We start from the raw sequence: 24,769 nt of genomic DNA on the forward strand, positions 1-24,769 counted from the left end.
GATGAAGCGCGCCCTGCTGGTGTACGACGGCGGCTGCGGGTTTTGCGTCCGCTGGGCGCGCCGGTGGATGCGGTGGGACCGTGCACGGCGCTTGGAGATCGTCGCGTTTCAGGCGCCGGGCGTTCTCGAGCGCGCGGGGATCGGGTTGAGCGCGGCGCGGGAGGCGGTGTGGCTCGTGGAGGAGGGGCGGTGCTACCGGGGCGCGGCGGCGGTTTTTAGGACCTTGGATCTCGCGCTGGGCGTGCCGGTCTTTTACGCGGTGTACCGCCTGCCGGGGCTGGGGCGCGTGGCGGATGGGGTGTACGGCTGGGTGGCCGCGCACCGGCACCGGTTCGGGGGGGCGGGGTGTGGCTCGCACGGGTTGCCGTGAGGCGCTCGTGTCCCTCACCCGCTTCACATGTTTAACACTCCTTTCACCATGTTGGGGCGCATACTACAGAGACGCTCGTGGAGGCATACCCTAAGGTGGAGGTGCAAAGCCGTGAAGTACGTTCTGCGCATAGCGGTGGTGGTTTGGGCGATGGGACTGGCGTGGCCTGCTTTAGCCCAGGGGATCGGGACGCAGGCCCCGGACTTCACGCTCGTAGGGCGGGACGGGGAGGTGATCCGGCTCTCGGATTTTCTGGGCCGGCCGTTGCTCCTCAATGTGTGGGCCAGCTGGTGCCCCCCGTGCGTGGAGGAGCTGCCGCTCATCCAGGGCGTGGCGGACGCGCTCGGGCCGGAGGTCCTGGGGGTCTTGCTCCTCAACAACAACGAGCGCTTCGAGACCGCGCTGGCCTTTCTGGAGGAGCACAACCTGTCCCTTCCCGCGGCCCTCGACCCCACCCGCGCGCGGCGGAAGGAGCTCGAGGCGGCCGGAGTGAAGCTCGACACGACCCTCGGTGTGCTTCGCGCTTACCGAGTGCGCGGCATGCCCACCTCGTTCTTTATCGACGCGGACGGCGTGATCCGCGCGGTGAAGGTTGGGGCCTTTACCCGGCGGGAGCTTTCGCAACTCCTCGCGGAGATCGGGGTCGAGTGGAGGCCGTGATGGAGGGAGTGTGCACGTTGGGGGTGAGGACGTGAGTACCGTGAACGGCGCGCCTTCTAGAGCGTGGCTGCGCCTGCAGGTCACGCTGCACAGCCTGGCCTTCGTGATGGGCTTGAGCCTGGTTTTTATCGCGCTTGGGTTTAGCGCGGGGCTGGTGAGCGACTTCCTCTTTAGTTTCGGGGACGCGCTCCGCATCGGCGCGGGGGTGTTTTTGGTGCTGATGGGGCTCGTCATGCTTCGAGTGATTCCGATCCCGTTTCTGCAGCGGGATCTGCGGCTGCACCTGGCGCGCAAGCCCTCGGGGTACCTGGGCTCGATGCTGGTGGGGGTGGCGTTCGGCGCGGGGTGGACGCCCTGTGTGGGCCCGATCCTCGCGGGCATCCTGGTGATCGCGGGGACGAGCGGCTCGCCGCTCCAGGGCGGGTTGTTGCTCGCGAGCTACTCCCTAGGGTTCGCGATCCCCTTCCTGATCGCGGCGCAGATGCTGACCTACTGGCGCAAGCTCAACCGGTACACGCTCCTCGTCGAGCGGATCGGTGGGGTGCTCCTCATCGGGGTGGGCGTGGTGCTGCTCACGAACGCTGTGGCCACCTTCTCCCCGTACCTGGCGGGGCTTGGAAGCGCGGAGTACGCGCTCGCCGGGAGCGAACCCACGCACCTAATCGCGTTTTTAGGAGGGGCACTCTCCTTCATGTCCCCTTGTGTGCTCCCCATCCTCCCCGCCTTTTTAGCGTACCTAACAGGATTAAACGCGGACCAGCTCGCGCAGGCCGCCTAGTCCGCGCCCTCTACACGAACGGCCCCCACCCGGGAGCCGTTCGTCATGCGGGGATCAGTCCTGTCCCCGCCCGGCAGAAAGCACCGCCAAGAACGCCTCCTGGGGCACCTCGACCTTCCCGATGGCCTTGAGGCGCTTCTTCCCCTCCTTCTGCCGCTCCAGCAGCTTCTTCTTCCGGCTCACGTCGCCCCCGTAACACTTCGCGAGCACGTCCTTACGCAGGGCCTTGACCGTCGCGCGCGCGATGACCTTCCCGCCGATCGCCGCCTGGATCGGCACCGCGAACTGCTGGCGCGGGATGACCTCGGCGAGCTTGTCCACCATCGCCCGGGCGATGAAGTACGCCTTCTCCCGGTGCGCGATAAAGGCCAGAGCGTCCACGGGTTCCCCGTTCACGAGGATGTTCACCTTGACCAGCTCCCCGGGCCGGTACCCGATCTGCTCGTAATCCATCGAGGCGTACCCCCGGGTGATGCTCTTCAAACGATCGTGGAAGTCGTAGAGGATCTCCGCGAACGGCACCTCGTACACGAGCTCGACCCGCTTACCGATGTAGTTCATGTGAGCCATCCGGCCCCGCTTCTCCTGCAGCAGCTGCATCACCGCGCCCACGTACTCCTCCGGCGTGTACACCGTCACGCGCACGTAAGGCTCGAGCACCTCCCGGATCTTCCCAGCGTCCGGCAGGTCCGAGGGGTTGTGCACCTCGAGCTCCGTCCCGTCGTGCAGCACCACGCGGTACACGACCGAAGGGGCGGTGGCGATCAGGTCCAGATCGAACTCCCGCTCGAGCCGTTCCTGAACGATCTCGGCGTGGAGCAACCCCAGGAACCCGCAGCGGAACCCGAACCCGAGCGCTTCGCTGGTCTCCGGCTCGAACCATAGGGCGGCGTCGTTAAGCTTGAGTTTCTCCAGGGCGTCCCGGAGCCGGCCGTAATCTTGGCTGTCCACCGGGTAGAGCCCGGCGAAGACCACGGGCTTGGCGGGCTTGAACCCAGGGTAGGGCGCTTCGGTGGGGCGTGTGTGGTGCGTGATCGTGTCGCCCACCTGCGCGTCGTGAATCTCGCGGATGCCGGCCATCACCCAGCCCACCTCCCCCGGGGTGAGGGCGGGGGTGGCCTCTAGGTGGCCGGGGCGGAACACCCCGACCTTGTCCACCGTGTACACCTTGCCGGTGGACCAGATGCGGATCGGGTCCCCGGGCTTCACCGTGCCTTCGTAGATGCGCACGTACGGCACGACGCCCTGGTAACTGTCGTAGATCGAGTCGAAGATCAGGGCCTTGAGGGGCGCTTCGGGGTCCCCCTTGGGGGGAGGGATGCGCTGCACGATCGCTTCCAGGATCTCGTCCACGCCCTCCCCGGTCTTCCCGGAGGCGAAGATGGCCTCCTCCGCCGGCAAGCCGAGCGTCTCCTCGATCTCGAGGGCCACCTCCTCAGGGCGTGCCGAGGGCAGGTCGATCTTGTTCACCACGGGGATGATCACGTGGTCGTGCTCGAGGGCCAGGAAGAAGTTCGCGATGGTCTGCGCCTCAACCCCTTGGGTGGCGTCCACCACGAGCAGCACGCCCTCCACCGCGGCGAGCGCGCGGCTTACCTCGTAGTTGAAGTCCACGTGCCCGGGGGTGTCGATCAGGTTCAGGGTGTAGGTGTGCCCGTCCCGAGCGGTGTAGGCGAGCCGTACCGCCGCGGCCTTGATCGTGATGCCGCGCTCGCGCTCGAGCTCGAGGGAGTCCAGGAACTGCTCCCGCATCTCGCGCGCCTGCACCGCGCGCGTCTGCTGCAAGATCCGGTCGGCAAGGGTGGATTTGCCGTGGTCGACGTGCGCAATGATGGAAAAGTTGCGGATCCGCTCCTGCACCCCCTCATTCTAGCCCGTGGGCGTGCCTTGGGGTAGCATGGGGCTGGTGATGCGGCCACCGGTTTCCTTGCGGTACAAGCTGACCTACGCGGGCCGTCCGGCGGGGGAGGAGACGCTGGTCCTCGAGGCCGTCCGGCACGGGTTGCGCTTGACCCTCACGGCGGAGGTCACGCTGCCTTTACCAAAGACCCGGCAGCGCTGGGTGAGCGAGATGGACCCGGCGGGCCTGCCCAGGCGCTTCGTGGAGCGGGTCGAGGGCCGGGAGACCCGGGTTTTTGAGCTCGAGTTCTTGCGGGATGAGGGCGTGGTGGTGGGCCGCGGCCGGGAGGATGTGGTGCTGCCTTACGTGGTGGACTACCACGACCCGCTCTCCTTGATCTACGCGCTCTCCCGCTTCGAGGGGGCGTACGCTATGTTCCACATGGTGGGTGGGCGGGCGTACGCGGAGCGGTTGCCGGACGAGACCTTGGAGATGCCCTGGGGTCCGGTAACGGCGCGTGTCTTCCGGTTACGGCCGGGCATCGGCCTGGTGTACTACGATCCCGAGGGCATCCCGTTGCGCTTCACGCAGCGGCTGGGCGGGCACGTCTTCGAGGCCCGGCTCGAGCGGCTGGAGCGGGGGGCGCCGGAACCCAAATCGAAGGAACGTCGTGGTCGCCGCCGCCGACGGCGGCGCAGATAGGGGTGAGGTATGGCCGAGATGCGCGTGTATCGAGCGGAGGAGGTTCGGGACCGGTTTCGTTCCCGGCGGCTCGCGTTCACGGTGAGCGAACGCCTGAAGGAAGGCATCGCGCGGCATTTTGGGGAGGCGCTCTCCCCGGAGGAAGCCGTGCGCCGCATCCTAGCGGAGGTGGCGCGCGAGGGGGACACGGCGCTTGACCGGTGGAGCGAACGCCTGGACGGGCACCCGGTGGAGGAGGTGCCCAAGCGAGCCTGGCGCGAGGCATACGACGACCTGCCCGCCGCCTTAAGGCACGCCCTTGATGCGATGCGCGAGCGGGTGCAGGCCTTTTACGCGCGCGAGCCCCAAGGGGGGTTCGTGCACGCGGATGCGGATGGGGTGTTGATGCAGCTCGTGCGCCCCCTGGAGCGGGTGGGGGTGTACGTGCCCGGAGGCAGCGCGCCGCTGGTGTCTACGGTTGTGATGACCGTGGTGCCCGCGCGGGTCGCGGGGGTGGAGGAGGTGATCCTCGCCACCCCGCCCAAGCCGCACCCCGCGATCCTAGCCGCGGCCTGGGTGGTGGGGGCGGACCGGTTGTTTGCCATGGGGGGCGCGCAGGCGATCGGGGCCCTGGCGTACGGCACGGCGCGCGTTCCGCGCGTGGACAAGATCGTGGGGCCGGGCAACCTCTTCGTGACCCTCGCGAAAAAAGAGGTCTTCGGCACGGTAGGGATCGACGGCCTCGCGGGGCCCACCGAGACCCTGATCGTGGCCGACTCGAGCGCGGATCCTAAGGTGCTCGCGGCGGACCTGCTCGCGCAGGCGGAGCACGATTCCCTCGCCGAGCCGTGGCTCGTCTCGCCGGATGCGGCGCTTTTGGAGCGGGTGAAGGCGGAGCTGAAGGCGCAGCTCGCCGACCTGCCCAGGGCGGGGATCGCACGCGAAGCCCTGGCGCAGGGGGGGATGGTGTGGGTGCGGGATTTGGAGGAGGCCGTGGAGCTCGCTAACCTGTACGCGCCCGAGCACCTGTGCCTTTCGGTGGCGGACCCGGCAGCGCTGTTGGGCAAGGTACGGAACGCCGGGGGGGTGTTCCTCGGGGAGCACTCGGGGGAGGCCCTGGGGGATTACGTGGCGGGGCCGAGCCACGTGATGCCCACCGCGGGCACCGCGCGCTTCCAGGGAGGCTTGAGCGTGCGGGACTTCCTCAAGGTGATCCCGGTGGTGGGGCTCACGCGGGACGCGGCCGCGCGGTTGGCGGAGCCCGGCGCGGAGGTGGCGCGGGCCGAGGCCCTCGAGGCGCACGCGCGCGCGCTGTTGCGACGAAAGACAGACTAAGCCCCCGCCATGGCTTTATCTACGGTGGGGGCTCGGGTGGGTTTAGCGGTGTAGGTCCTTGAGGTGCCTGAGGGCGATGGGAGCGGCGAGGGCGAGGCCGAAGAGGAGGAAGGCGCGCTCGCCGCTCCAGCCAAGCGCGATCAAAGGCAGGATGCCTGCCGTGATGAACGCGGCCCGGTACGGGCGGCGGGCGGCGAGGGTGAACAGCGCCCAGAGCCCAAAGGCGCTCGCGAACACCCGGGGGTCCACAGCGAGAAGCACGCCCGCGGCGGGGGCGATGCCTTTGCCGCCCCGGAACCCCAGCCAGGCCGAGTAGGCGTGCCCCCATACGCTCGCGGCGCCGGCGGCGAGCGCGCCAGGAAGACCGCCTATAGCCTCGCCGTAGAGCACGGCCAGGACGCCTTTCGCGACGTCCAGGAGCAGCACCATAAGGCCCGGCACCACTCCCAACACCCGCAGGGCGTTGAGGGCGCCGGGGTTTTTCGAGCCGAGTTCGAGGATGTTCTTGCGCTGGATGAGGCCGAACCAGTACGCGAAGGGCAGACTGCCGAGCAGGTAACCGATGACCGTGGCGGTAAGAGGCTCCATCAGCGGTGCATTCCGTAGTACTCGGGGTTGGGCTTCCAACCCAGGGCGTTCGCGAGCCGGTTCGTGAAGTTGAACATCGCGATGATCTGCGCAGCCTCGAAGATCGCCTCGTCGCTGAGGCCCGTTTGGCGTAGCGGCTCGAGGTCCTCGGGGCGCATCTCCGCGGAGTTACGGGTCATTTGGATGGCGAACTCGATCAAGGCCCGTTCGCGTTCGGTAAGCCCCTCGGCGCGGCGTGGGTTGTGCGTGAGCACGTCCACCTGGATGGGGTCCGCGCCTGCTTCGCGCAGGTAGGCCGAGTGACTCGCGAGGCAGTACTCGCAGGCGTTCTCGCGCGAGACGACGACCGCGAGCAGCTCGCGTTCGCGGCGGGAGAGAAAGCCCTCGCCGCGCATGAGGAAGTCGTAGTAGTTGAACCAGCGGAGGAAGTGCTCGGGGGCGAGGGCGAAAACGCGGAAAACGTTCGGGACGAAGCCGAACTTCTCGCGGGCCTTGGCGAACAGCGCGCGGACCGCTTCGGGGAGGTCTTTTTCCTCGGGGACCTTGAGCCAGCTGATGGACATGGGCCCTCCCGTGAACTAGCGGTCCTGCTGCGCCGACCAGCGTTGGGGCACGGCCTGCTTCAGGAAGTCTACGATCTCCTGGGTGGGCGTGCCGGGGCCGAAGGCTCGAGCCACCCCGATCTCCTGGAGTTTGGGGATGTCCTCGTCGGGGATGATGCCGCCGCCGAAAAGGAGGATGTCGGAGGCGTTCTGTTCGTCGAGGAGGCGCTTGACCTCGCGGAAATAGTGCAGGTGCGCCCCGGATAGGATGGAGAGCCCGATCGCGTCCACGTCTTCCTGGAGGGCCGCGGAGACGATCATCTCCGGGGTTTGGCGCAGCCCGGTGTAGATCACCTCCATGCCCGCGTCGCGCAGCGCGCGAGCCACCACTTTCGCGCCACGGTCGTGGCCGTCCAAGCCGGGTTTGGCGATAAGGACACGGATACGGCGTTCCATGTAACGTATTTTACCCGATAAATCCGAAAAGCGTTAGTTGTTAGGGCGTAAAGCGCGGCGAGGGCAGGAGGATCCCGCCCTCGCCGGTTCGCGCTCGCGTTACACCATCACCGGTTCCTCGTACACGCCGTACACCTCGCGCAGCACGTCCATCATCTCGCCCAGGGTGCAGTACGCCAGGGCACACTCTACGAAGTGCGGCATCGTGTTCCGGTCCTCGACCGCGGCCTGTCGCAGCCCCTCGAGGGCCTCCTTGGCGCGCTCGGGGTCGCGCTCGCGGCGGACGCGCGCGAGGCGCTCGCACTGGACGCGCTCCACCTCGGGATCCACCTGCAAGAGCGGCACCTCGACGTCCTCGTCGTCCTGGAAGGCGTTCACGCCCACGATGATCCGCTCGCCGGACTCGACCTCCTTCTGGTACTTGTAGGAAGCGTCGGCGATCTCGCGGAGGAAGTACCCCGACTCGATGCCCTTGATCACGCCGCCCATGCGCCGGATCTCCTCGATGTAGCGCATGGCCTCCGCCTCGATCTTGTCCGTGAGCCACTCGACGTAGTAGCTGCCCGCGAGCGGGTCGATCGTGTGCGTGACCCCGGTCTCGTAAGCGATGATCTGCTGGGTGCGGAGCGCGATCTTGGCGGCCTCCTCCGTGGGCAGGGCGAGGGCCTCGTCGTAGGCGTCGGTGTGCAGCGAGTTGGTGCCGCCGAGCACCGCGGCGAGCGCCTGGATCGCGACGCGCGCGATGTTGTTCAGGGGTTGTTGCGCGGTGAGGGAGACCCCGGCGGTCTGGGCGTGGGTGCGGAGCATCCAGCTCCTGGGGTTCTTGGCCCCGTAACGCTCCCGCATCTCCCGGGCCCAGATGCGCCGCGCGGCGCGGAACTTGGCGATCTCCTCGAAGAAGTCGTTGTGCACGTCGAAGAAGAAGCTGATGCGGGGCGCGAACTCGTCGATGTCCAGGCCGCGCTTTAAGGCCCACTCCACGTACTCGAACCCGTCCGCGAGGGTGAACGCCAGCTCCTGGACGGCGGTCGCGCCCGCCTCGCGGATGTGGTACCCCGAGACCGAGATGAAGTTCCAGCGGGGCACGTGCTTGGGGCCCCACTCGAAGGTATCGATCACCAGCTTGGTGCTGGGCTCAGGCGGGAAGATGAACTCCTTCTGGGCGATGAACTCCTTGAGGATGTCGTTTTGGATCGTGCCGCCGAGCTTCTTCCAGTCGTACCCCTTCTTCTTGGCCATCGCCAGGTACATGGCCCAGATCGCGTTGGCCGGGGCGTTGATCGTCATGGAGGTGGTCACCTTCTCGAGGTCGATCCCGTCGAAGAGGATCTCCATGTCCGCGAGGCTGCTGACCGCCACCCCCATCTTGCCGACCTCGCCCTTGGCGAGCGGGTGGTCGGCGTCGTACCCCATCAGGGTGGGCAGGTCGAACGCGGTGGAAAGCCCGGTCTGGCCGGCCTCGAGGAGTTTCTTGAACCGCTCGTTGGTCTGCTCGGCGGTGCCGAACCCGGCGAACATGCGCATCGTCCAGAGTTTCGAGCGGTACATGGAGCCGTACACGCCGCGGGTGTACGGGTACTCGCCGGGGTAGCCCAGTTTCTCCTCGTAGTTGAAGTCCTTGAGGTCCTCCGGGGTGTACAGCGGCTCCGGTTCGATGTCGGAGAGGGTCTTGTGGAGCACCGGCCGCTCGGGCATCTTCTCAACGCTCTTCTGGTAGGTTTCGCGCATCCAGGCGTGCTTGGGCCGCATGGGTTACCTCCTGGATCCGATTATATTACGTTTTACACCCTCAGTGCTCATAAAGCGTGGGGGTTGGCCGGGCTAGCGGGCGGCCAAGACCGAGAGGAGCCCCTCGCTCCGCAGCGGGCCCACGTGCTGCTCCACATGCATCCGCAAGGCGCGCAGCAAGCGGTCCACCGGCCCCGCCTCGAGCGCCGGGATGGCCGCGGTTCCAGGCTGCGTGAGCACGCGCGCAAGCGCCTGCGCGCCCTCCCCCCCCAAAAACACCGCTTCCGCGCCCGCGCACGCCCCGCACGCGAGCGTGCCCCCCGGCTCGAGGTGGGTGGGTGCGTGCCCGCAGCGGCTCGCGAGCGCCGGGCCCAGCCCCGCTGCCCGCAGCATGCGCCAGCCGCCCCACACGAGCGGCACAATTGGACGCGGGTGTGCCCCCACCCCCCTGAGGGCGGAGGTGAGGAGGGGCCAAAGACGAGCCGCGACCTCCGGTGCGGCCAGATGGTAGGCCAGTTCCCCCAAGTAACTCGCCGCAGCGAAGCGAGAAGGGGCGGTGAGGCCCTCGAGCCGGCCCACGAGCTCAGCCTGCGTCAGGGTGGGCAGGTCCGAGCCGGGCTTGTGGTAGGCCTGGAAACGCACGTGGTGGAACAGCATCAACCGGCCCGAGCGCCCCGTGGGACGAAGCGCCTTGCGGGCCACGGCCTCGAGCGAGCCCTCGAGGGTCACGAAGCGCAGCATCACGTCCCCGCCCGGCAGCACCCGACGCCCGACGATGATGCCCTCGTGCAACCGGTACCGCTCCACCCCGTTATGGTAGCGTGGGAGCGTGGTACAGTTGGACGCTTCGCTTACCTTGGCGGAGTTCATCCGCGTAGTACGCAACCACGAACGGGTCGTCCTGGCTCTCGCTGCGCAGGAACGGCTCGCGAAAGGGCGCGCCTACGTGGAGCGCCTCCTCGAGCGGGGCGACGTGGTGTACGGTGTGACCACCGGGTTCGGGAAGTTCGCGAACGTGCGCATCCCTCTGGAGAAGGCGCGCGAGCTGCAACGCAACCTCCTCCTGTCCCACGCGATCGGGGTAGGGGAGCCTTTCCCGACCGAGGTGGTGCGCGGCATGCTCCTCCTGAGGGCCCAATCCTTGGCCCTCGGGTACTCCGGGGTGCGGCCGGTCGTGGTGGAGCGCCTGGTGGACTTCCTGAACCACAATATCCACCCCGTCGTGCCCTCCCAAGGCTCGGTGGGAGCCTCCGGGGACCTCGCGCCCCTCGCGCACATGGCCCTCCCCTTGATCGGGGAAGGGGAGGTGGAGTACCAGGGGCGCGTGCGGCCCGCGCGCGAGGTGCTGCGCGAGGTGGGCCTCGAGCCCCTGGTGCTCGAGGCGAAGGAGGGGCTGGCCCTCATCAACGGCACCCAGGCCATGACGAGCCTGCTGGCCCTTCTGGTCTGGGACGCGGAGGTCCTCCTGAAAACCGCGGACGTGGCCGCTGCGATGAGCGTTGAGGCCCTCAAGGGAAGCCACAAGCCCTTCGACCCCGCGGTGCCCCGCCTGCGCCCGCACCTGGGGGCCCGCGCGGTTGCGGAGAACCTGCGGAAACTCCTCGCGGACTCCGAGATCGAGCGGTCCCACGCGAACTGCAGCAAGGTGCAGGACGCCTACTCCCTCCGCGCGGTGCCCCAGGTGCACGGCGCGTCGCGCGACGCGATGCGCCACGTGCGCGAGGTCGTGGAGCGCGAGCTCGTGAGCGTGACGGACAACCCCTTGGTCCTCTGGGACGAGGGGCGGGTGATCAGCGCGGGGAACTTCCACGGCCAGCCTCTCGCGCTCGCCGCGGATTATGCGGGAATCGCATTGGCCGAGCTCGCGAACATCTCCGAGCGCCGGGTGGAGCAGATGCTGAACCCCGCCCTGTCCGGCCTTCCGGCCTTCCTCGCCGAGCAGGGCGGGCTGCACTCGGGGCTCATGATCAGCCAGTACACCGCCGCGAGCCTGGTGAGCGAGAACAAGGTGCTCGCGCACCCCGCCTCCGTGGACTCGATTCCCACCAGCGCGAACCAGGAGGACCACGTCTCGATGGGCACGCACGCCTGCCGCAAGGCGCACCAGATCTACGAGAACACCCTCTGGGTACTCGCGATCGAGCTGGCCTCGGCCGCGCAGGCCCTGGACTTCCACAAGCCCCTCCGCCCCGGGAAGGGGGTGGCGGCGGTCTACCGCCGCATCCGGGAGGAGGTGCCCCACCTGGACCGGGACCGGTACCTGAGGCCCGAACTCGAGCGCTTACGCCAGATGATCCGGGCTGGGGAGATCATCGCGGTGGCCGAGAGCGCGGTGGGTGCGTTGGCCTAGGGGGTACGGCAGGCGGGTGTGCTACCCTGAGATCAGAAAGAGGTGGTGGTTGTGGGGGAACGTACGCTGGAGGACGTGCTCGAGTGGGTGGTGCTGGGGCTTTTGGTCGCAGTCATCGTCCTGGTCGCCTTCTGGCTGGGCGGTTGGGTCATGGTCTTCGTCGGGCGGGTGTTTCTTGCGCTGGCTGCGTTTATCGTGGCGCTGTTGAAGTTCTTTGTGCCGGCCTTGATCGTGGCGGGGTTGTTCTACCTCCTGGTGCGGTGGCTCTCCCGCCCGCGCACCGCGTGAGGCGAACACAACCCGCCCCAGCGGGCCAGGCCCGCTGGGTTTGTGTTTGCGTGCAGGGCCACTTCCCGGGCCGAGTCCGTGGTTTAGAATGAAGCGCTGGCTCCGGATGGCGGGGCGCAAGGAGGGAAACGCGCAGCGTGAACGAACGGCTTAGGAAACGCATCAAGGAACGGCTCGAGGCGGAACGCGGCACCATCTACAAGGACGCCCCGGTGCGCGTGACGCTCGCGTACCCGAATACCTACGCGGTCGCCATGGCCTCCCTGGGGTTCCAGGTGGTGTACCGCATGTTCAACGCGGAACCCGAGTTCGCTTGCGAGCGGGCCTTCCTCGAGGACGCGGAGTACGTTCGTAAGGGAGAACTCCCCACCTACGAGTCCGGACGGCGCGCCGGGGACTGCCACATCTTCGGGATCTCGGTGGCCTTCGAGCTGGACCTCGTGAACATCGTGCGCCTGCTCGAGGCCGCGGGCCTCGAGCCGTTCCGCGACCGACGGGACGCGCAGGACCCAGTGGTGATCATCGGGGGTCCCTTAACCTCCTCGAACCCTCACCCGCTCCGTCCCTTCGCCGACGTGATCCTGATCGGGGATGGGGAGGAGACCGTCCCGGCCCTCGCCGAGGCCTGGCGTAACGCTTCGAGCAAAACCGAGTTCCTCGACCTGATCGAGGGACTGCCGGGCGTATTCCTTCCGGACCGCGAGGAGCGCGACCCGCGCTGGGCCACCGCGCGGGTGGACTGCTTGCCGGTCTACTCGCAGATCATCACCCCGAACACCGAGCTGCCGAGCATGTTCCTCATCGAGGTGGAGCGCGGCTGTCCTCGGCCCTGCACCTTCTGCCTCGCCCGCGTGATGTACGGCCCCACCCGCAACGCGGACCCCGAGCGGGTCCTCGCGGTCGTGCCGGACGGGGTGGAGAAGGTGGGGTTGATCGGCGCGGCGCTCTCGGACTACCCGCACGTGAAGTACGTGGGCCACAAGCTCCTCGAGCGCGGCGTGAAGCTCGCGGTCTCGAGCATCCGCGCGGACCGCGTGGACCACGAGCTGGCCTGGATCCTGAAGGAAGGCGGGCTGCGCACCTTCACCATCGCGGCGGACGGCCCCAGCCAGCGGTTGCGGGAGCTCTTGAAGAAGCAGATCAAGCTCGAGCACCTCTATAAAGCGGCCCGGATCGCGCGCGACCTGAAGTTCAAAGGGTTAAAGCTCTACCAGATGATCGGCCTCCCCACGGAGACGGACGACGACATCACCGAGATGATCGAGTTCACCAAAGAGCTCGCGGAGATCACCCCGGTCGCGCTCGGGATCTCCCCGTTCGTGCCCAAGCGGCACACCCCGCACTTCAACGACCGCTTCGCGGGCATTCGGGTGATCGAGGCCCGCCTGAAACGCATCCAGAAAGAACTCCGCAAGCTCCGGCCCCGCGTGGAGGTCCGGAACACGAGCGCGAAATGGGCCTGGATCGAGGCCGTGATCGCCCGGGGCGGACCCGAGGTGGGGCGGGCGGCCTACCTCCTCAAGGACCGCGAGTCCTTCAGCGCGTGGAAGACCGCCCTCCGCGAGGTCGGGTGGCACGACCCCCGCACCCTGCCCGATCCCCCTGAGGAGACGGAGCGCCTCGAGCTGCGGGTCGTCTAGCGCGCGACGGTGCGGGAGGGGCGGGTGGAGTACACCGAAGCCGTCCGCTGGTTGTACCGGCAGACCCGCGCCGGTCGTGCCCGCACTCCAGCACGCACCGCGGCCCTCCTCGAGGCCCTGGGGCACCCCGAGCGAACCTTTCCCGCGGTGCACGTGCTGGGCACGAACGGCAAGGGAAGCGTCGCCGCGTACCTCGAGGCCGGCCTCGCCGCGGCGGGGGTGCCTTATGGCGTGACCACGAGCCCGCACCTCGTGGACTTCCGGGAGCGCGTGCGCACGGACCGGGGGCTGGTCCCAGCGGAGGAGGTGGTGCGGTTCGTGCGTTGGGTTCGAGGGCGCGCTTGGGAGGAGCCCCCTACCTTCTTTGATCTGGTCACCGCCCTGGCCTTCGCGCATTTCAGCGTGCGGGGCGTGGCCCTCGCGGTGGTTGAAGCGGGGGTGGGCGGCGCGCGCGACGCGACGAACACCCTGGCGGAGGTGCGGGTCACGGTACTCACGAACGTGGGGGAGGACCACCTCGAGGCCCTCGGCGGCAGCCTCGAGGCCGTGGCCTGGGAGAAGGCCGGTGCGGTGCGTCCGGGGGTCCCGGTCGTGACCGGGGCGCGGGGGGTGGGCCTCGAGGTGATTCGCGAGGTCTGCCGAGAGCGGGACGCGCCGTTATTTGTGTTGAACGAGGCGGAGGTGCTGTTCTCTCTGCCCGCGCCCCCGGCCCTGCCCGGGGCGTACCAGGTGGGGAACGCGCGGCTCGCCGCGGCGGCCCTGCGGCTTTTGGGGTACCCGGAGGGCGTGGTGCGTCGGGCGTTGTTGGAAGCCCGGATCCGTGGGCGGATGCAGGAGGTGCGGCTCGGCGGGGTGCGGGTGGTGCTTGACGGGGGGCACAACCCTCCCGCGGCCCGGGCCGTGGCCCGGGAGTTCGGGGCGTACCACCTGGTGTACGGGGCCTTTCCCCGTAAGGACGCGCGCGCGGTGCTCGCGGCGCTCCTCCCGAAGGCCCGGAGCGTGCGGTACACCTCCGCGGGGCCGGGCAGTTTGGGGCAGGGGGCCCTCGAGGCCCTCCACCCGGCCCCGTACATCCCGGACCCGCGGCGGGCTTTGGAGGAGGCTGTAGCGGCCGCGAAACGCACGGGCGACCCCGTGCTGGTCACGGGGTCGCTGTACCTGGTGGGCGCGTTACTCGCCGAAGGCCTCGGCGAGTAGGCGGCCCTGATCGTCCACGAATACCACCCGGTCCGGGCGAGCGTTGACCTGGATCAGGACGTAAGGGCTGGTCAGAGCCTGGGTGACGATCGCGCCTGGGGGCGGGCTTTGCAGCTCGAGCACGACCGTGAGCGTGCGGCCCGCGAGCCGGACTTCCCGCACGTCCACGCGGTACCCGCCGGTGGGCTTCAGGCCCCAGAAGAAGGCCACGACGCTGTGCCGTCCGAGGTCCACGCTGGGCGGGGCTGGGCGGGGCACGCGGTTTTGCGCGATGAGGTCCCACACCTCCGCAAAGTGCGTGGGGCTTAGGGCCAGGAAGCCCTGCGGGTCGCGCAGGGTGTACCCGCTTTGCGTGCCTTGCTCCAGCAGGCGCCACAGTTCCGGGCGTGGTTCCACCAGGATCAACTCCCTTTCGACCCCGAACTGCACCGCGAGCGCGGCCTCACGGTGGCGGCGGGGAGAGGGACTGAAGCGCAAGCGCTTAAACACCGGCTCCTCCAGCTCGTACACTACGAACGCCTGCCCTCCCGCGCGCTGCACGAGTTCGCGGAGGATCACCCGCGTCTCCTCCCGGGTGAGGGCGGCGAACTCGGGCTCCTCGCGGTCCGGCACGCGCACCGCGATACGGTCCGCGTCGAGCGCACGGGCGAGCTTGTACCAGCGCCCATCATAGTACCAGACCGACCGGACCTCGGTTTCCGTGGACACGACGAACCGGCCGCTGGGGATGGCCTGTACGGTCCGGGCGGGTAGGCGCACGCCCGGCAGCACCTCGCGCAGTAGCGGGGCGCCGTTCACCGCGAGGGCGCCCGGTACCGCCCAGATGTGGTCGAGGCGTTCGTCCGTGAGCTCGAGCACCGCACCCTGGTGCTGGATCGTCTGGGGATCCCCGTAGAAGTACACCCACCGCTCGGCGGCGTCCTCGAGGAGGAGCTGGATCTCGCTCGTGGTGTACCGGGGGCCGGGGGTTTGGGCGGGGAGGCACCCGGAGAGCACCAGGAGGAGCGTCAGAAGGAGGGTAGGATAACGCATGATTTCATTGTATGCCCCGCCCAGGCAGGCGGGGGGTTCCGTGAAGGTTTCCTAAAACCGGGGGCTAGCGGCTTGCTCGCGGGTCCAGCGCGTCGCGCAGCCCGTCCCCGAGGAGGTTGAACCCGAGCACCGCGATCATGATGGCCAGGCCGGGGAAGAGGCTGATCCAGGGAGCGGTGCTGAAGTAGTTGAACCCTCGGGCGATCATCAACCCCCACTCGGGATCGGGGGGTTGCGCACCGAGCCCCAGAAACCCCAGGCCCGCCGCGTCCAGGATCGCGGTGGCGATCGAGAGGGTGCTCTGGACGATCAGGGGGGAGAGGCCGTTGGGGAGGATGTGCCGGAAAAGGATTCGGCTTTTGCTCGCGCCTAGAGCTTCGGCCGCGGTGGCGAACTCCTGTTCCTTGAGGGAAAGGACCACGCTGCGGGTCAGGCGGATATAGATCGGGATCTGCACGATGCCCACGGCCAGCATCGCGTTGAAGATCCCTGGGCCGATCACCGCGACGATCGCGATGGCCAGCAGGATCGAGGGGAAGGCCAGCATGATGTCCACCAGCCAGCTGATCACCATGTCGAGGCGCCCCCCGAAATACCCGGCCACAAGACCCAAGACCGTGCCCACGACGACCGCAATCCCCACCGCGACCACACCGACGCGCAGGCTGATCCGCGTGCCGTGCCAGACCCGGATCAGCATATCCCGTCCGAGTTCGTCGGTGCCCATGGGGTGCTCGAGGGAGGGGGCCTCGAGGCGCTCGCGGAGGTTTCGGTCGCGGCTGGCGTCGTACGGAGCGACGATGGGCGCGATGAGGGCGAGGATGATGAGCCCCAGGACGATGGCCAGGCCGGCTTTACCCGAGCTGGATTTCCAGAACCGGCGTAGGGCCTGCTGGGTAGGGGTGCGCATGGTTGAGGTTTGTGCGGTCATGAAGCCTCCTAACGGTACTGGATGCGCGGGTCGAAGAGCCCGTACGACAGGTCAACGAGCGCGTTCACGATCACGTAGATCGTCGCGATGAAGAGCGTGCCCCCTTGAACGATGGGGTAGTCGCGCGCGCCGATGGCGTCGTACAGCCACTTCCCGATACCGGGCCAGTTAAAGATCGTTTCCGTAAGGATTGCGCCGGTGAGGAGCGTCCCGAAGGAGAGGCCGATGATGGTGATGACGGGAAGCATCGCGTTTCTGAGGGCGTGCTTCCAGATCACCACGCGTTCCGCGAGCCCTTTGGCGCGCGCGGTGCGGATGTAGTCCTGGTTCATGACCTCGAGCATGGAACCGCGCATCATGCGAGCGATGATCGCGGTGGGGATGGTGCCGAGGGCGATCGAGGGGAGGATTAGGTGCTTTAGGGCGTTGAGGGTCACGTCGAGACGACCCTGGAGCAGGCTGTCCAGCACGTACAGGCCGGTGATGGACTGCAGCTCGAGCTGGACGTCGAGTCGGCCTGAGGGGGGGAGCCAGTGCAGGTTGACCGCGAAGATGTAGATGAGCAAGAGGCCCAGCCAGAAGATCGGCATGGACACACCCACCAGCGCGCCTACCATCACCCCGAGGTCCACCAGGCTGTTTTTCCGGATGGCGGCGAAGATGCCGGCCGGGATGCCGATCAGGATGGCGACGATCATGGCGCCCACGGCGAGCTCGAAGGTGGCGGGGAAGCGGGCGGCGAGCTCGGTGCTGACGTCCACGCGGCTGAAGATGGACTGTCCCAGGTCTCCTTGTAGCACGCGAGTCAGGAACGTGAAGTACTGGCTATCCAGAAGGGCGGAGGGATTACCGGTTTGCTGGAAGGCTTCAAAGTTGAAAAATAGGGGTTTGTTCAGGTTGAGCTGTTCTCTGAGTTTTTCCAGGGCCTCTGGGGTGGCCCGTTCCCCCAGCATCACGACCGCGGGGTCGCCGGGGATGAGGTGAACGAAGGTGAACACCAAGAGGCTGACCCCGAACAGTACGGGGATGATGCTCAGAAATCGCCGCACAGCATACGCGCCCATCGGTTCTCCTTTTTACTTCATGTTTATGCATCAGAAAAGGGGGCGCGCCGCATGCGCGACGCGCCCCGCAGGAGCGGGTTACTTCACCTCGACCAGGTTCAGGTTCTCCGAGCTACCCAGGGGGCTCGGCACCCACCCTTCCACGTTCTTCAGCGTGGCGTGAAGCGGGTTGTTGTGCGCTACCGGGATGCGGATCACGTTCTCGTAGACCAGCCGCTGCACCTCGGCGTACAGCTCCTGGCGCACTTCGGGATCCGGTTCGGTGCGGGCCTTAAAGAGCAGCTCACCGATCCGTTCGCAGACCTCGGTGGTGCACCCGCTCGCGCTCTTAATGGTCTCCGGCCCGAAGAAGGTGAAGAGGTAGTTGTCGGGGTCCGGGTAGTCCGGGCTCCACCCCAGCATGTAGAGGGGGAACTTGCCTTGGTTGTAGTCCGAGAGGTAGGTGCCCCAGTCCTCGGTCTTGAGCTCCACCTGGATGCCTACCTCAGCCAGGTAGCTCGCGATGGTTTCCGCGATGGGCTGTGGCGCGGGGAAGTACGGACGGGAGACCGGCATGAACCACAGCTCGGTCTTGAACCCGTTCGGGTAGCCGGCCTCGGCGAGGAGCTTCTTCGCCGTTTCCGGATCATAGGGGTATGGCGGGATCCCCTCGGCGCGGCCCCACATCGCGGGCGGCACGAACTGGGTGGCGCGCTCGCCCAACCCCGCGTAGAAGGCATCCACAATCGCGTCCCAATCCACGGCCATCGCGATGGCCTTACGCACCAACAGGTTGTCGAGCGGCGCGTGGGTCTGATGGATCGCCAGGTACCCGATGTTCAGGCCGTTCTGCTTGACCGCCTTCAAGTTCGGGTCGCTCTCGATGACCCGGAGGTCTTCCGGCGAGAGGTTGTTCGCGATGTGGATCGCGCCCGCTTTCAGCTCGGCCAGGCGGGAAGCCGGTTCGGGAATACCGCGGAAGACCAGGGTGTCCACCTTGGCCTTCTCGCCCCAGTACTCGTCGTTGCGCTCGAGGACGACCTTATCGCCGATCGTCCAGCTCTTGAACTTGAAGGGGCCCGTACCGACCGACCCGACCTCGGGGGTACCGTACTTGTCGGGGTTTTTCATGACGGCGGTGGGGCTGTCGATCTGCATGTAGATCGCGCCGAGCATCTGCGGGAAGAAACCCACCGAGTCGGTGAGGTGGAAGCGTACCGTGTACTCGTCCACGACCTCTACGCGGTCGAGGATGCTGCCCTCGCCCTTGAAGCCGCCGAAGACCCAGGTGAAGGGCACGAAGGACTTGCCCTCGCCGCGGTAGGGGTGGTTGGGGTCATTCCAGCGGTCGAAGTTGAACTTCACTGCTTCGGCGTTGAACGGGGTACCGTCATGGAACTTGACGCCGCGGCGCAGCTTAAAGGTCCAGATCGTGGAGTCCTCGTTGGCCTCCCAGCTCACGGCGAGGCCGGGCACGATGTTGGCGGTGCCGGGCTCGAAGGCCACCAGGCTTTCCGTGATCTGGTAGGCCACGCGCAGCGAGTTGCCGTCCTGGGCGTCCACCGAATCCAGGGTTTTCGGGAGGTCACTCTGACCGTAGATAAGCGTTTGGGCAAACCCGAGGCTCGCCGCGAGCAGAACGGCGAGAATACTAGCCGTCCATCGTTTCATGCCATCACTCCTTTCTCGACTCCCGCAGATTGCGGGTTCATTTGGGTACAGCGAAAGTATATCGAATCCCAGGCCAAAATCCAATACGTTGATGAACCTTCGGGCACAAGCTACCCCCCTCCGATTGCGGCCGGAGGGGGGTAACCCGCGGAGACTCGGTGTGGCTATACCTCGCCGAGGTAGGCGCGGCGCATGGCTTCATTATTCAGCAGATCCTGCGCTGGGCCGGAGAGCACCACCTCGCCCGTCTGCAGCACGTACCCGCGGTCCGCGATCCTCAGGGAGATGTTCGCGTTTTGCTCCACGACGTACACGGTGATGCCCTCGTCGTTGACGCGCTTGATGATCTTGAAGATCGTCTCGACGAGCCGCGGCGCGAGGCCCATCGAGGGCTCGTCCATCAGGATGAGCTTGGGGCGGCTCATCAAGGCGCGGCCCATCGCGAGCATCTGCTGTTCACCGCCGGACATCGTGCCCCCCAGCTGGTTCAAGCGTTCCTCCAGGCGGGGGAAGAGGGAGAAAACGTACTCCATGTCCTCCTTGATTCCCTTCGGGTCGCGCCGCAAAAACGCGCCCATCTCGAGGTTCTCCCGCACGGTCATCTTGGGGAAGATCCGGCGGTTCTCCGGCACCACGGCCATCCCGAGCTCGATGCGTTCCGCGGTGGAGAGCCGGTCCACCCGCTGCCCGCGGAACCAGATCTCGCCCTCCGCGTTACGCACGATGCCTAGGATCGTCTTGAGCGTGGTGCTCTTTCCCGAGGCGTTCCCCCCCAAAAGGCACACCATCTCGCCCGGGTAGAGCACCATATTCACCTTGTTCAAGGCCCGGATGGGGCCGTAGTAGCTGCTTACATTCTTAAGTTCAAGGAGCGGTTCCGGCATCAGTCCTCCTTCCGGCCCAGGTAAGCCTCGATCACCCTGGGGTCGTTCACCACGTCCTTGTAATCGCCTTCCGCGATCTTTTCCCCGTAGTCCAACACGACCACCCGGTCGGAGATCTCACCCACGAGGTTCATCTTGTGCTCCACCAGGACGATCGTGTACCCGCCTTCATCCCGCATCCGCCGGATGATCTGGGTGATCTCCTGGGTCTCGCGCGGGTTCATCCCGGCGCTGGGCTCGTCGAGGAGGAGGAGTTTCGCCCCGGTCGCCATCGCGCGCGCCATCTCCGTGCGGCGGCGGTTCGCGTAGGAGAGCACGTAGACCGGTTGACGCAACCGGAAGGTCATGAGGCGCGGCCCAAAGAAGGAGAGCTTCTCCAGGGCCCGCTGGTGCATCTCCTCCTCCTCCTTGAGGTACTGGGGCGTGCGCAGGATGGCGGAGAGCCAGTGGGACTTGATCCGGTGGTGCTGCGAGATCAGGACGTTTTCGAGCACCGTGAGATTGGTGAAGAGCCTAAGGTTCTGGAAGGTCCGGGCGATCCCACGCCGGCAGATCTCGTTGGGCTTGAGGCCGTGGATCGGCTTGCCCTCGAACAGGATCTCCCCCGCGTCGGGCTTGTACACCCCGGTGATCAGGTTAAACAGCGTGCTCTTACCGGCTCCGTTTGGCCCGATGATGCTGACGATCTCGCCCTCGTTGACGGTAAGGCTCACGTTGTTGATGGCCTGAAGACCTCCGAAGGCCTTGTAGACGTTCCTAAGTTCAAGAAGCGCCATTTTCCCCCTCCTTGTCCTCACGGAGGCCCGGGTTCAGCTCAGGGTTGGAAAGCCAGGCGTCCTGGGCGCGCTGCTCGTCCGTAGGGGTGACGGCGCGCGGCCCGAAGAGCATCTGCCACGACAGCTCCGCGCGGCCCATGATCCCCTCGCGCCGGTAGATCATGATGAGGATCAACACCACCGCGAGCAGGATGCGGCGAAGCCCGAAGAGCTGTTGCGGTTCGGTGAGGAACGGGTGGTTTTGGAAGATCAGCGTAGCGAGGAACAGAACGCCGCCGATCGCGCCGAACCAGTAGTGTTTGGGCTCGAGCACCGGCCGGAGACGGCGAGCGGTGCGGATGTAGTAGGTGAAGCCGAAGGCGAGCAGCATCAGCCCCCCAAGGGTGTAGAAAGCGTAGCTGAGGGGGTAGGGTTGCTCGAGGAACCCGCCGTAGATCCGGACTAGAACCACGATGGCCGTACCGAGAATGGCGCCGGTGATGGAGCCCAGTCCGCCCAAACTGATGGCGACGAGGAGGAAGAAGGTCACGAAGAAGTTGAAGGTTTGGGTGTCGACGGACTGGAGGTAGCTCGCGTACATCCCGCCCGCCACGCCGGCAAAGAAGGCGCTGATGGTGAAGGCCAGGACCTTGTGGTAGGCGAGGTTGACGCCCATGGCTTCGGCGGCGATCTCGTCCTCGCGGATGCCTTCGAAGGCCCGGCCGTAGGAGCTGTACTTCAGGCGGCTGAAGAAGAAGATGGTGAGGACGAAGACCGTGAAGGCCCACCATATGGAGCCCGCATCGGCGGGGATGCCCTTGATTCCCAAGGGGCCGTTCGTGAAGCGGGCGACCTCGGGCGTGCTGGGGAGCAGGCGGATGATCTCTCCGAACCCGAAGGTAACGATCGCGAGGTAGTCGCCCTTAAGGCGCAGCGAGGGGAACCCCACAATGAACCCGACCAGGGAAGCCGCGGCTCCGGCGATGAGGAGCGCGATGATGAACTTCGCGTCCATGGAGTTGGCCAGGAAGTCCAGGCCAAGGCCGCGGAGCCACTTGTCGAGGTCCAGGTTCTCGCGGGCCCACTCTGAGAGGAGCCGGGTGCGGAACGGGGAGCGTTCCTGCTCGGGAAGAACGAGCAGGGCCGTCACGTACCCGCCGATCAGCATGAAGCCGTGGTGCCCCAGGGAGAGGATGCCGAGCTGGCCGTTGATGAGGTTCAGGCTGATGGCCGCGATGCCCCAGATGAACACCAGGGTGAGGGCGGAGACCAGCCCCCCGGCGCTAGGGAGTTGCGTGAGGATGTAGATCCCTAGAGCGGCCAGCAGCACGGTAGCGAGGGTGAGGAGCGTGTTTCGGGTCCGCATCATACCTTCTCCGTCAGGTCTTCACCGATGAGACCAGAGGGCCGGAAGAGCAGGATCAGGATCAGGAGGACGAACGCGAACACGTCGCGGTAAGCGGTAAGGGCAGGGAAGAGGCTGACCACGTAGATCTCGATGAAGCCGAGGACCAACCCCCCCAAGACCGCGCCGGGGAGGCTGCCGATGCCTCCAATCACGGCGGCAGTAAAGGCCTTGATCCCGGGCAGCAGCCCCATGAGGGGGTGGACCTGCCCGAACCGGAGGGCGTACATCACGCCCGCGGCGGCCGCGAGGGTCGCGCCGATGAGGAAGGTCAGGGAGATGATCTGATTGACGTTCACCCCCATCATCTGCGCGACCTCGGCGTCTTGGGCCGTGGCGCGCATGGCCTTACCCAGGCGGGATTGCGTAATGAAGCGGTTGAGGATGAAGAGCAGCACCGCGGTAATCGCTGGAACCAGGAGCAGGATGCCGGTGAAGTACACGGTATCGCCGCCGATGTTTAGCGTGAGGACCTGGTTCAAAGAGGTCTCCACCGTAAAGCCTTGGATGCGGGGACCGAAGATCAGCTGCCCCACGTTCTGAAGGAAGAAGCTCGCGGCGATCGCGGTGATCAGCATGCTTTCGCGTGGAGCGCCGCGCAAGGGGCGGTAGGCGATGGCCTCGAGCAACACGCCGGCGACGGCGGTGAGCAGCATGCTGATCAGGAGGGCCTCGACCCAGCCTACCGCGCGGAAGGTGAGCAGGAGGAAGCTTCCGATAAAGATGACCGCCCCGAGGATGATCTGGCGGCTTCCCGAGGAGGCGCTGAGTACGGCGCGTAGCACCCCTAGGACCACGCCGCCGACGAGCACGGTGACGAGCAACGCCACAGCCCAGGGGAGGGGGGTGAAGAGCATCGCGTAGAAGGCGAAGAACGCCCCGAGCATGAAGATCTCACCGTGGGCGAAGTTGATGAGGCGGATGATCCCGTAGACCATGGTGTAGCCCAGGGCTATGAGCGCGTATAGGCTGCCGAGCGTGAGGGCGTTGAAGAAGTCCTGGACGCCGCGGGCCAGCGTGTAGTTCTCCAGGGAGATCACGCGCCACGCGAGGAGGAGGGCGAGGACGATCCCGACGAGGAGGGTGATCTGTCCCGATCGCGTCTTGGGTACTGGAGAGGGTTTGGGTGCTGCCACAGTCGCTAACCTCCAACGGAACCGGTTCCTGTGCTTCTTTTTCTGGGCCGGGGCGAGCCCTTCTGCTCGCGTTAGGACTCGCCCCGGGGCTTGCTTACGCTCTAGAGTGCCTCAGGCTTTACCGCGTGGAGCGCCCGAACAGCGCGACGCGTTCCCAGGAGCCGTCGTCGTTGAACTTGTACTGGTAGAAGCCGATCGTCCGGTCGGCCGGCGTGCCGTCCGTGCCCTTGTAGGTCACGTCGCCAGAGACGCCAGGGAAGTTCTCCAGGTTCGCGAGCGCATCGCGCACCGCCTTGACGTCGGTGGTCCCCGCGCGTTTGATGGCTTCGATCACGACGTTGTAGGAGTCCGCACCGGCGAGGGCGAAGCCGCTGAAGGAGCTGTTCGGGAACATCTCGAACAGGGCCTCGCGGAAGGCTTCCGCGCGCGCTTTGGCTTCGGGGTTGGGGATCAGCTCGGGCGCCGCGAAGCCGGTGAAGAGGTAACCGTCGAAGGCCTTACCGGCCCCGTTCGGGCACTGCGGATCGTCCGAGGCGTCCGCGCCGAGCACCTGCTGGTTGAATCCTTGCTCGCGCAGCTGCTTCATGAAGGGGGCCCCTTCGGCGCAGAAGCCCGAGTAGTAGATGACATCCGGATTGAAGGCGCGGATGTTGTTGAGTTGCGCGGTGAAGTCCACCGTGTTGGAGACGAAGTCCTGGATCAGCGTACGGGCACCAAGGCGGCGGGCTTCCTGATCGAAGAACTCGGCCAGGCCGAAGGAGTAGTCGTCGTCGATCTGACGGAAGATCGCGATGCGCTGGGCGCCCAGGTCCTGCACCGCGTAGCGGGCGGCGACCACGCCCTGGAAGTCGTCGGTGTAGGCCATGCGGAAGATGAAGTCACCGATCTGCGTGGTTTGCGGGTTGGTGGAGCTGGTGGAGATCATGATGATGCCCGCGTCCTGCAGCACCTCGGCGGCGGGGATGCTCATGGACGAGGAGATCGCCCCGAGCACGGCCACCACGCCTTCGTTCACGAAACGCTGGGCGCAGGCGATCGAACCTTCACGGGTAGTTTCGTTGTCGCAGATGGAGAGCTCCACCTGCTGCCCCAGCACCTCAGGCAGCTGCGCGTGGGCCACCTTGATCCCGTTCAGGGTCTCCTGCCCGATCGCGGCGAACCGCCCGGAGAGCTCGAGGTTCACGCCGATCTTGATCTGCGCCGATGCAAGAGAACCTACAGCCAAGGTCGCGGCAACGAGAAGTAAAGCCTTCCTCATACTCCCTCCTTTGCGAGTGCGAGCTAGGTTATTTTTTCTCGCACCCGTATTCTATAAGCCGGCACAGCGGAAATGTCAATACAATCACATGCGCAAAGATGCAGGAGGCATGCGGTTTGGGGTAAAAGCATACCCGGTCCAACCCCTCGGGGTTGGACCGGGGCGCTAGGTGCGGTGCACGCTAGAGCCTTCCGAAAGGTG

The 24,769-nt window shown here is 66.6% G+C and carries 24 protein-coding genes; 9 read left to right on the forward strand and 15 right to left on the reverse strand.

Annotated features, from left to right (window positions below; translation table 11 throughout):
• Position 1 precedes the first annotated feature (1 nt).
• From MARKY_RS04985 to MARKY_RS11955, 3 genes are all read left to right on the forward strand, one after another.
• A complete protein-coding gene (locus tag MARKY_RS04985) occupies positions 2-370 on the forward strand; it encodes a thiol-disulfide oxidoreductase DCC family protein (RefSeq protein ID WP_013703786.1) in 369 nt (122 codons plus the stop codon).
• Positions 371-481: 111 nt separating this feature from the next.
• A complete protein-coding gene (locus MARKY_RS04990) occupies positions 482-1,030 on the forward strand; it encodes a TlpA family protein disulfide reductase (RefSeq protein ID WP_013703787.1) in 549 nt (182 codons plus the stop codon).
• A gap of 10 nt (positions 1,031-1,040) precedes the next feature.
• A complete protein-coding gene (locus tag MARKY_RS11955; protein WP_013703788.1) occupies positions 1,041-1,808 on the forward strand; it encodes a cytochrome c biogenesis CcdA family protein in 768 nt (255 codons plus the stop codon).
• A 54-nt stretch (positions 1,809-1,862) separates the two neighbouring features.
• Here MARKY_RS11955 and lepA read toward each other — a convergent pair whose 3' ends face one another.
• The gene (gene lepA / locus MARKY_RS05000) at positions 1,863-3,668 is read right to left on the reverse strand and encodes a translation elongation factor 4 (protein WP_013703789.1); all 1,806 of its coding nucleotides are present in this window, start codon (positions 3,666-3,668) and stop codon (positions 1,863-1,865) included.
• A 49-nt stretch (positions 3,669-3,717) separates the two neighbouring features.
• Between lepA and MARKY_RS05005 the strand changes: the two genes are divergently transcribed.
• Both MARKY_RS05005 and hisD read left to right on the forward strand, forming a co-directional pair.
• On the forward strand, positions 3,718-4,350 hold the full coding sequence (locus tag MARKY_RS05005) for a DUF3108 domain-containing protein (protein WP_041657824.1): 633 nt from the start codon (positions 3,718-3,720) through the stop codon (positions 4,348-4,350).
• Between the two features lie 18 nt (positions 4,351-4,368).
• Positions 4,369-5,664, forward strand: coding sequence for a histidinol dehydrogenase (gene hisD / locus MARKY_RS05010; RefSeq protein WP_013703791.1), 1,296 nt, complete (start codon positions 4,369-4,371; stop codon positions 5,662-5,664).
• A gap of 42 nt (positions 5,665-5,706) precedes the next feature.
• On the opposite strand, the gene MARKY_RS05015 is transcribed toward hisD, so the two are convergent.
• The 5 genes from MARKY_RS05015 to recO form a co-directional block, all read right to left on the reverse strand.
• A complete protein-coding gene (locus MARKY_RS05015; RefSeq protein WP_013703792.1) occupies positions 5,707-6,252 on the reverse strand; it encodes a glycerol-3-phosphate acyltransferase in 546 nt (181 codons plus the stop codon).
• A complete protein-coding gene (locus MARKY_RS05020) occupies positions 6,252-6,815 on the reverse strand; it encodes a peroxidase-related enzyme (RefSeq protein ID WP_013703793.1) in 564 nt (187 codons plus the stop codon). Before MARKY_RS05020 ends, MARKY_RS05015 begins: the two co-directional genes overlap by 1 nt.
• Before the next feature lie 15 nt (positions 6,816-6,830).
• Positions 6,831-7,250, reverse strand: a complete 420-nt coding sequence (locus tag MARKY_RS05025) for a cobalamin B12-binding domain-containing protein (RefSeq protein ID WP_013703794.1) — start codon at positions 7,248-7,250, stop codon at positions 6,831-6,833.
• A 99-nt stretch (positions 7,251-7,349) separates the two neighbouring features.
• Positions 7,350-8,999 carry an acyl-CoA mutase large subunit family protein gene (locus tag MARKY_RS05030; protein WP_013703795.1) on the reverse strand — a complete coding sequence of 550 codons (1,650 nt, stop codon included), beginning with the start codon at positions 8,997-8,999 and terminating at the stop codon, positions 7,350-7,352.
• Positions 9,000-9,071: 72 nt separating this feature from the next.
• The gene (gene recO / locus MARKY_RS05035) at positions 9,072-9,785 is read right to left on the reverse strand and encodes a DNA repair protein RecO (protein WP_013703796.1); all 714 of its coding nucleotides are present in this window, start codon (positions 9,783-9,785) and stop codon (positions 9,072-9,074) included.
• A 22-nt stretch (positions 9,786-9,807) separates the two neighbouring features.
• On the opposite strand from recO, the gene hutH reads away from it, so the two are divergent.
• From hutH to MARKY_RS05055, 4 genes are all read left to right on the forward strand, one after another.
• Positions 9,808-11,328, forward strand: coding sequence for a histidine ammonia-lyase (gene hutH, locus MARKY_RS05040; protein WP_013703797.1), 1,521 nt, complete (start codon positions 9,808-9,810; stop codon positions 11,326-11,328).
• Between the two features lie 51 nt (positions 11,329-11,379).
• Complete coding sequence (locus MARKY_RS05045) at positions 11,380-11,616, forward strand: hypothetical protein (RefSeq protein ID WP_013703798.1); 237 nt, start codon at positions 11,380-11,382, stop codon at positions 11,614-11,616.
• A 137-nt stretch (positions 11,617-11,753) separates the two neighbouring features.
• A complete protein-coding gene (locus MARKY_RS05050; RefSeq protein ID WP_013703799.1) occupies positions 11,754-13,256 on the forward strand; it encodes a B12-binding domain-containing radical SAM protein in 1,503 nt (500 codons plus the stop codon).
• A gap of 24 nt (positions 13,257-13,280) precedes the next feature.
• Positions 13,281-14,453 carry a bifunctional folylpolyglutamate synthase/dihydrofolate synthase gene (locus MARKY_RS05055; protein ID WP_013703800.1) on the forward strand — a complete coding sequence of 391 codons (1,173 nt, stop codon included), beginning with the start codon at positions 13,281-13,283 and terminating at the stop codon, positions 14,451-14,453.
• Here the strand turns inward: MARKY_RS05055 and MARKY_RS05060 are convergent.
• From MARKY_RS05060 to MARKY_RS05100, 9 genes are all read right to left on the reverse strand, one after another.
• A complete protein-coding gene (locus MARKY_RS05060) occupies positions 14,427-15,485 on the reverse strand; it encodes a protease complex subunit PrcB family protein (RefSeq protein ID WP_013703801.1) in 1,059 nt (352 codons plus the stop codon). The genes MARKY_RS05055 and MARKY_RS05060 overlap by 27 nt on opposite strands.
• A gap of 64 nt (positions 15,486-15,549) precedes the next feature.
• On the reverse strand, positions 15,550-16,395 hold the full coding sequence (locus tag MARKY_RS05065) for an ABC transporter permease (protein ID WP_041657827.1): 846 nt from the start codon (positions 16,393-16,395) through the stop codon (positions 15,550-15,552).
• 29 nt (positions 16,396-16,424) lie between these two features.
• Positions 16,425-17,480: an ABC transporter permease gene (locus tag MARKY_RS05070; RefSeq protein WP_013703803.1), complete on the reverse strand. Its 1,056-nt coding sequence runs from the start codon at positions 17,478-17,480 to the stop codon at positions 16,425-16,427.
• Positions 17,481-17,558: 78 nt separating this feature from the next.
• A complete protein-coding gene (locus MARKY_RS05075; RefSeq protein ID WP_013703804.1) occupies positions 17,559-19,130 on the reverse strand; it encodes an ABC transporter substrate-binding protein in 1,572 nt (523 codons plus the stop codon).
• Positions 19,131-19,294: 164 nt separating this feature from the next.
• Entirely contained in the window at positions 19,295-20,014 is a 720-nt protein-coding gene (locus MARKY_RS05080; RefSeq protein WP_013703805.1) for an ABC transporter ATP-binding protein, read from the reverse strand.
• Positions 20,014-20,790 (reverse strand): ABC transporter ATP-binding protein, encoded by a 777-nt coding sequence (locus MARKY_RS05085; protein ID WP_013703806.1) that lies wholly within the window; start codon positions 20,788-20,790, stop codon positions 20,014-20,016. The genes MARKY_RS05080 and MARKY_RS05085 overlap by 1 nt, the downstream gene beginning before the upstream one ends.
• Complete coding sequence (locus tag MARKY_RS05090; protein WP_245526798.1) at positions 20,777-22,138, reverse strand: branched-chain amino acid ABC transporter permease; 1,362 nt, start codon at positions 22,136-22,138, stop codon at positions 20,777-20,779. Before MARKY_RS05090 ends, MARKY_RS05085 begins: the two co-directional genes overlap by 14 nt.
• Positions 22,135-23,205: a branched-chain amino acid ABC transporter permease gene (locus MARKY_RS05095; protein WP_425357343.1), complete on the reverse strand. Its 1,071-nt coding sequence runs from the start codon at positions 23,203-23,205 to the stop codon at positions 22,135-22,137. Before MARKY_RS05095 ends, MARKY_RS05090 begins: the two co-directional genes overlap by 4 nt.
• Before the next feature lie 223 nt (positions 23,206-23,428).
• Positions 23,429-24,568, reverse strand: coding sequence for an ABC transporter substrate-binding protein (locus MARKY_RS05100; RefSeq protein ID WP_013703809.1), 1,140 nt, complete (start codon positions 24,566-24,568; stop codon positions 23,429-23,431).
• Between the last annotated feature and the right edge of the window lie 201 nt (positions 24,569-24,769).

The organism is Marinithermus hydrothermalis DSM 14884, from assembly GCF_000195335.1.
Classification (GTDB): domain Bacteria; phylum Deinococcota; class Deinococci; order Deinococcales; family Marinithermaceae; genus Marinithermus; species Marinithermus hydrothermalis.

What these genes read in the sequence shown, in the direction of transcription:
- MARKY_RS05015 (WP_013703792.1), bottom strand. Translation starts at nt 6,252, where the DNA reads ATGGAGCCTCTTACCGCCACGGTCATCGGTTACCTGCTCGGCAGTCTG.
- MARKY_RS05070 (WP_013703803.1), bottom strand. Translation starts at nt 17,480, where the DNA reads ATGGGCGCGTATGCTGTGCGGCGATTTCTGAGCATCATCCCCGTACTG.
- MARKY_RS05065 (WP_041657827.1), bottom strand. Translation starts at nt 16,395, where the DNA reads ATGCGCACCCCTACCCAGCAGGCCCTACGCCGGTTCTGGAAATCCAGC.
- hisD (WP_013703791.1), top strand. Translation starts at nt 4,369, where the DNA reads ATGCGCGTGTATCGAGCGGAGGAGGTTCGGGACCGGTTTCGTTCCCGG.
- MARKY_RS05060 (WP_013703801.1), bottom strand. Translation starts at nt 15,485, where the DNA reads ATGCGTTATCCTACCCTCCTTCTGACGCTCCTCCTGGTGCTCTCCGGG.
- MARKY_RS05085 (WP_013703806.1), bottom strand. Translation starts at nt 20,790, where the DNA reads ATGGCGCTTCTTGAACTTAGGAACGTCTACAAGGCCTTCGGAGGTCTT.
- MARKY_RS05005 (WP_041657824.1), top strand. Translation starts at nt 3,718, where the DNA reads ATGCGGCCACCGGTTTCCTTGCGGTACAAGCTGACCTACGCGGGCCGT.
- MARKY_RS05090 (WP_245526798.1), bottom strand. Translation starts at nt 22,138, where the DNA reads ATGATGCGGACCCGAAACACGCTCCTCACCCTCGCTACCGTGCTGCTG.
- MARKY_RS05080 (WP_013703805.1), bottom strand. Translation starts at nt 20,014, where the DNA reads ATGCCGGAACCGCTCCTTGAACTTAAGAATGTAAGCAGCTACTACGGC.
- MARKY_RS05100 (WP_013703809.1), bottom strand. Translation starts at nt 24,568, where the DNA reads ATGAGGAAGGCTTTACTTCTCGTTGCCGCGACCTTGGCTGTAGGTTCT.
- MARKY_RS04985 (WP_013703786.1), top strand. Translation starts at nt 2, where the DNA reads ATGAAGCGCGCCCTGCTGGTGTACGACGGCGGCTGCGGGTTTTGCGTC.
- MARKY_RS05025 (WP_013703794.1), bottom strand. Translation starts at nt 7,250, where the DNA reads ATGGAACGCCGTATCCGTGTCCTTATCGCCAAACCCGGCTTGGACGGC.
- MARKY_RS05020 (WP_013703793.1), bottom strand. Translation starts at nt 6,815, where the DNA reads ATGTCCATCAGCTGGCTCAAGGTCCCCGAGGAAAAAGACCTCCCCGAA.
- MARKY_RS05030 (WP_013703795.1), bottom strand. Translation starts at nt 8,999, where the DNA reads ATGCGGCCCAAGCACGCCTGGATGCGCGAAACCTACCAGAAGAGCGTT.
- MARKY_RS05075 (WP_013703804.1), bottom strand. Translation starts at nt 19,130, where the DNA reads ATGAAACGATGGACGGCTAGTATTCTCGCCGTTCTGCTCGCGGCGAGC.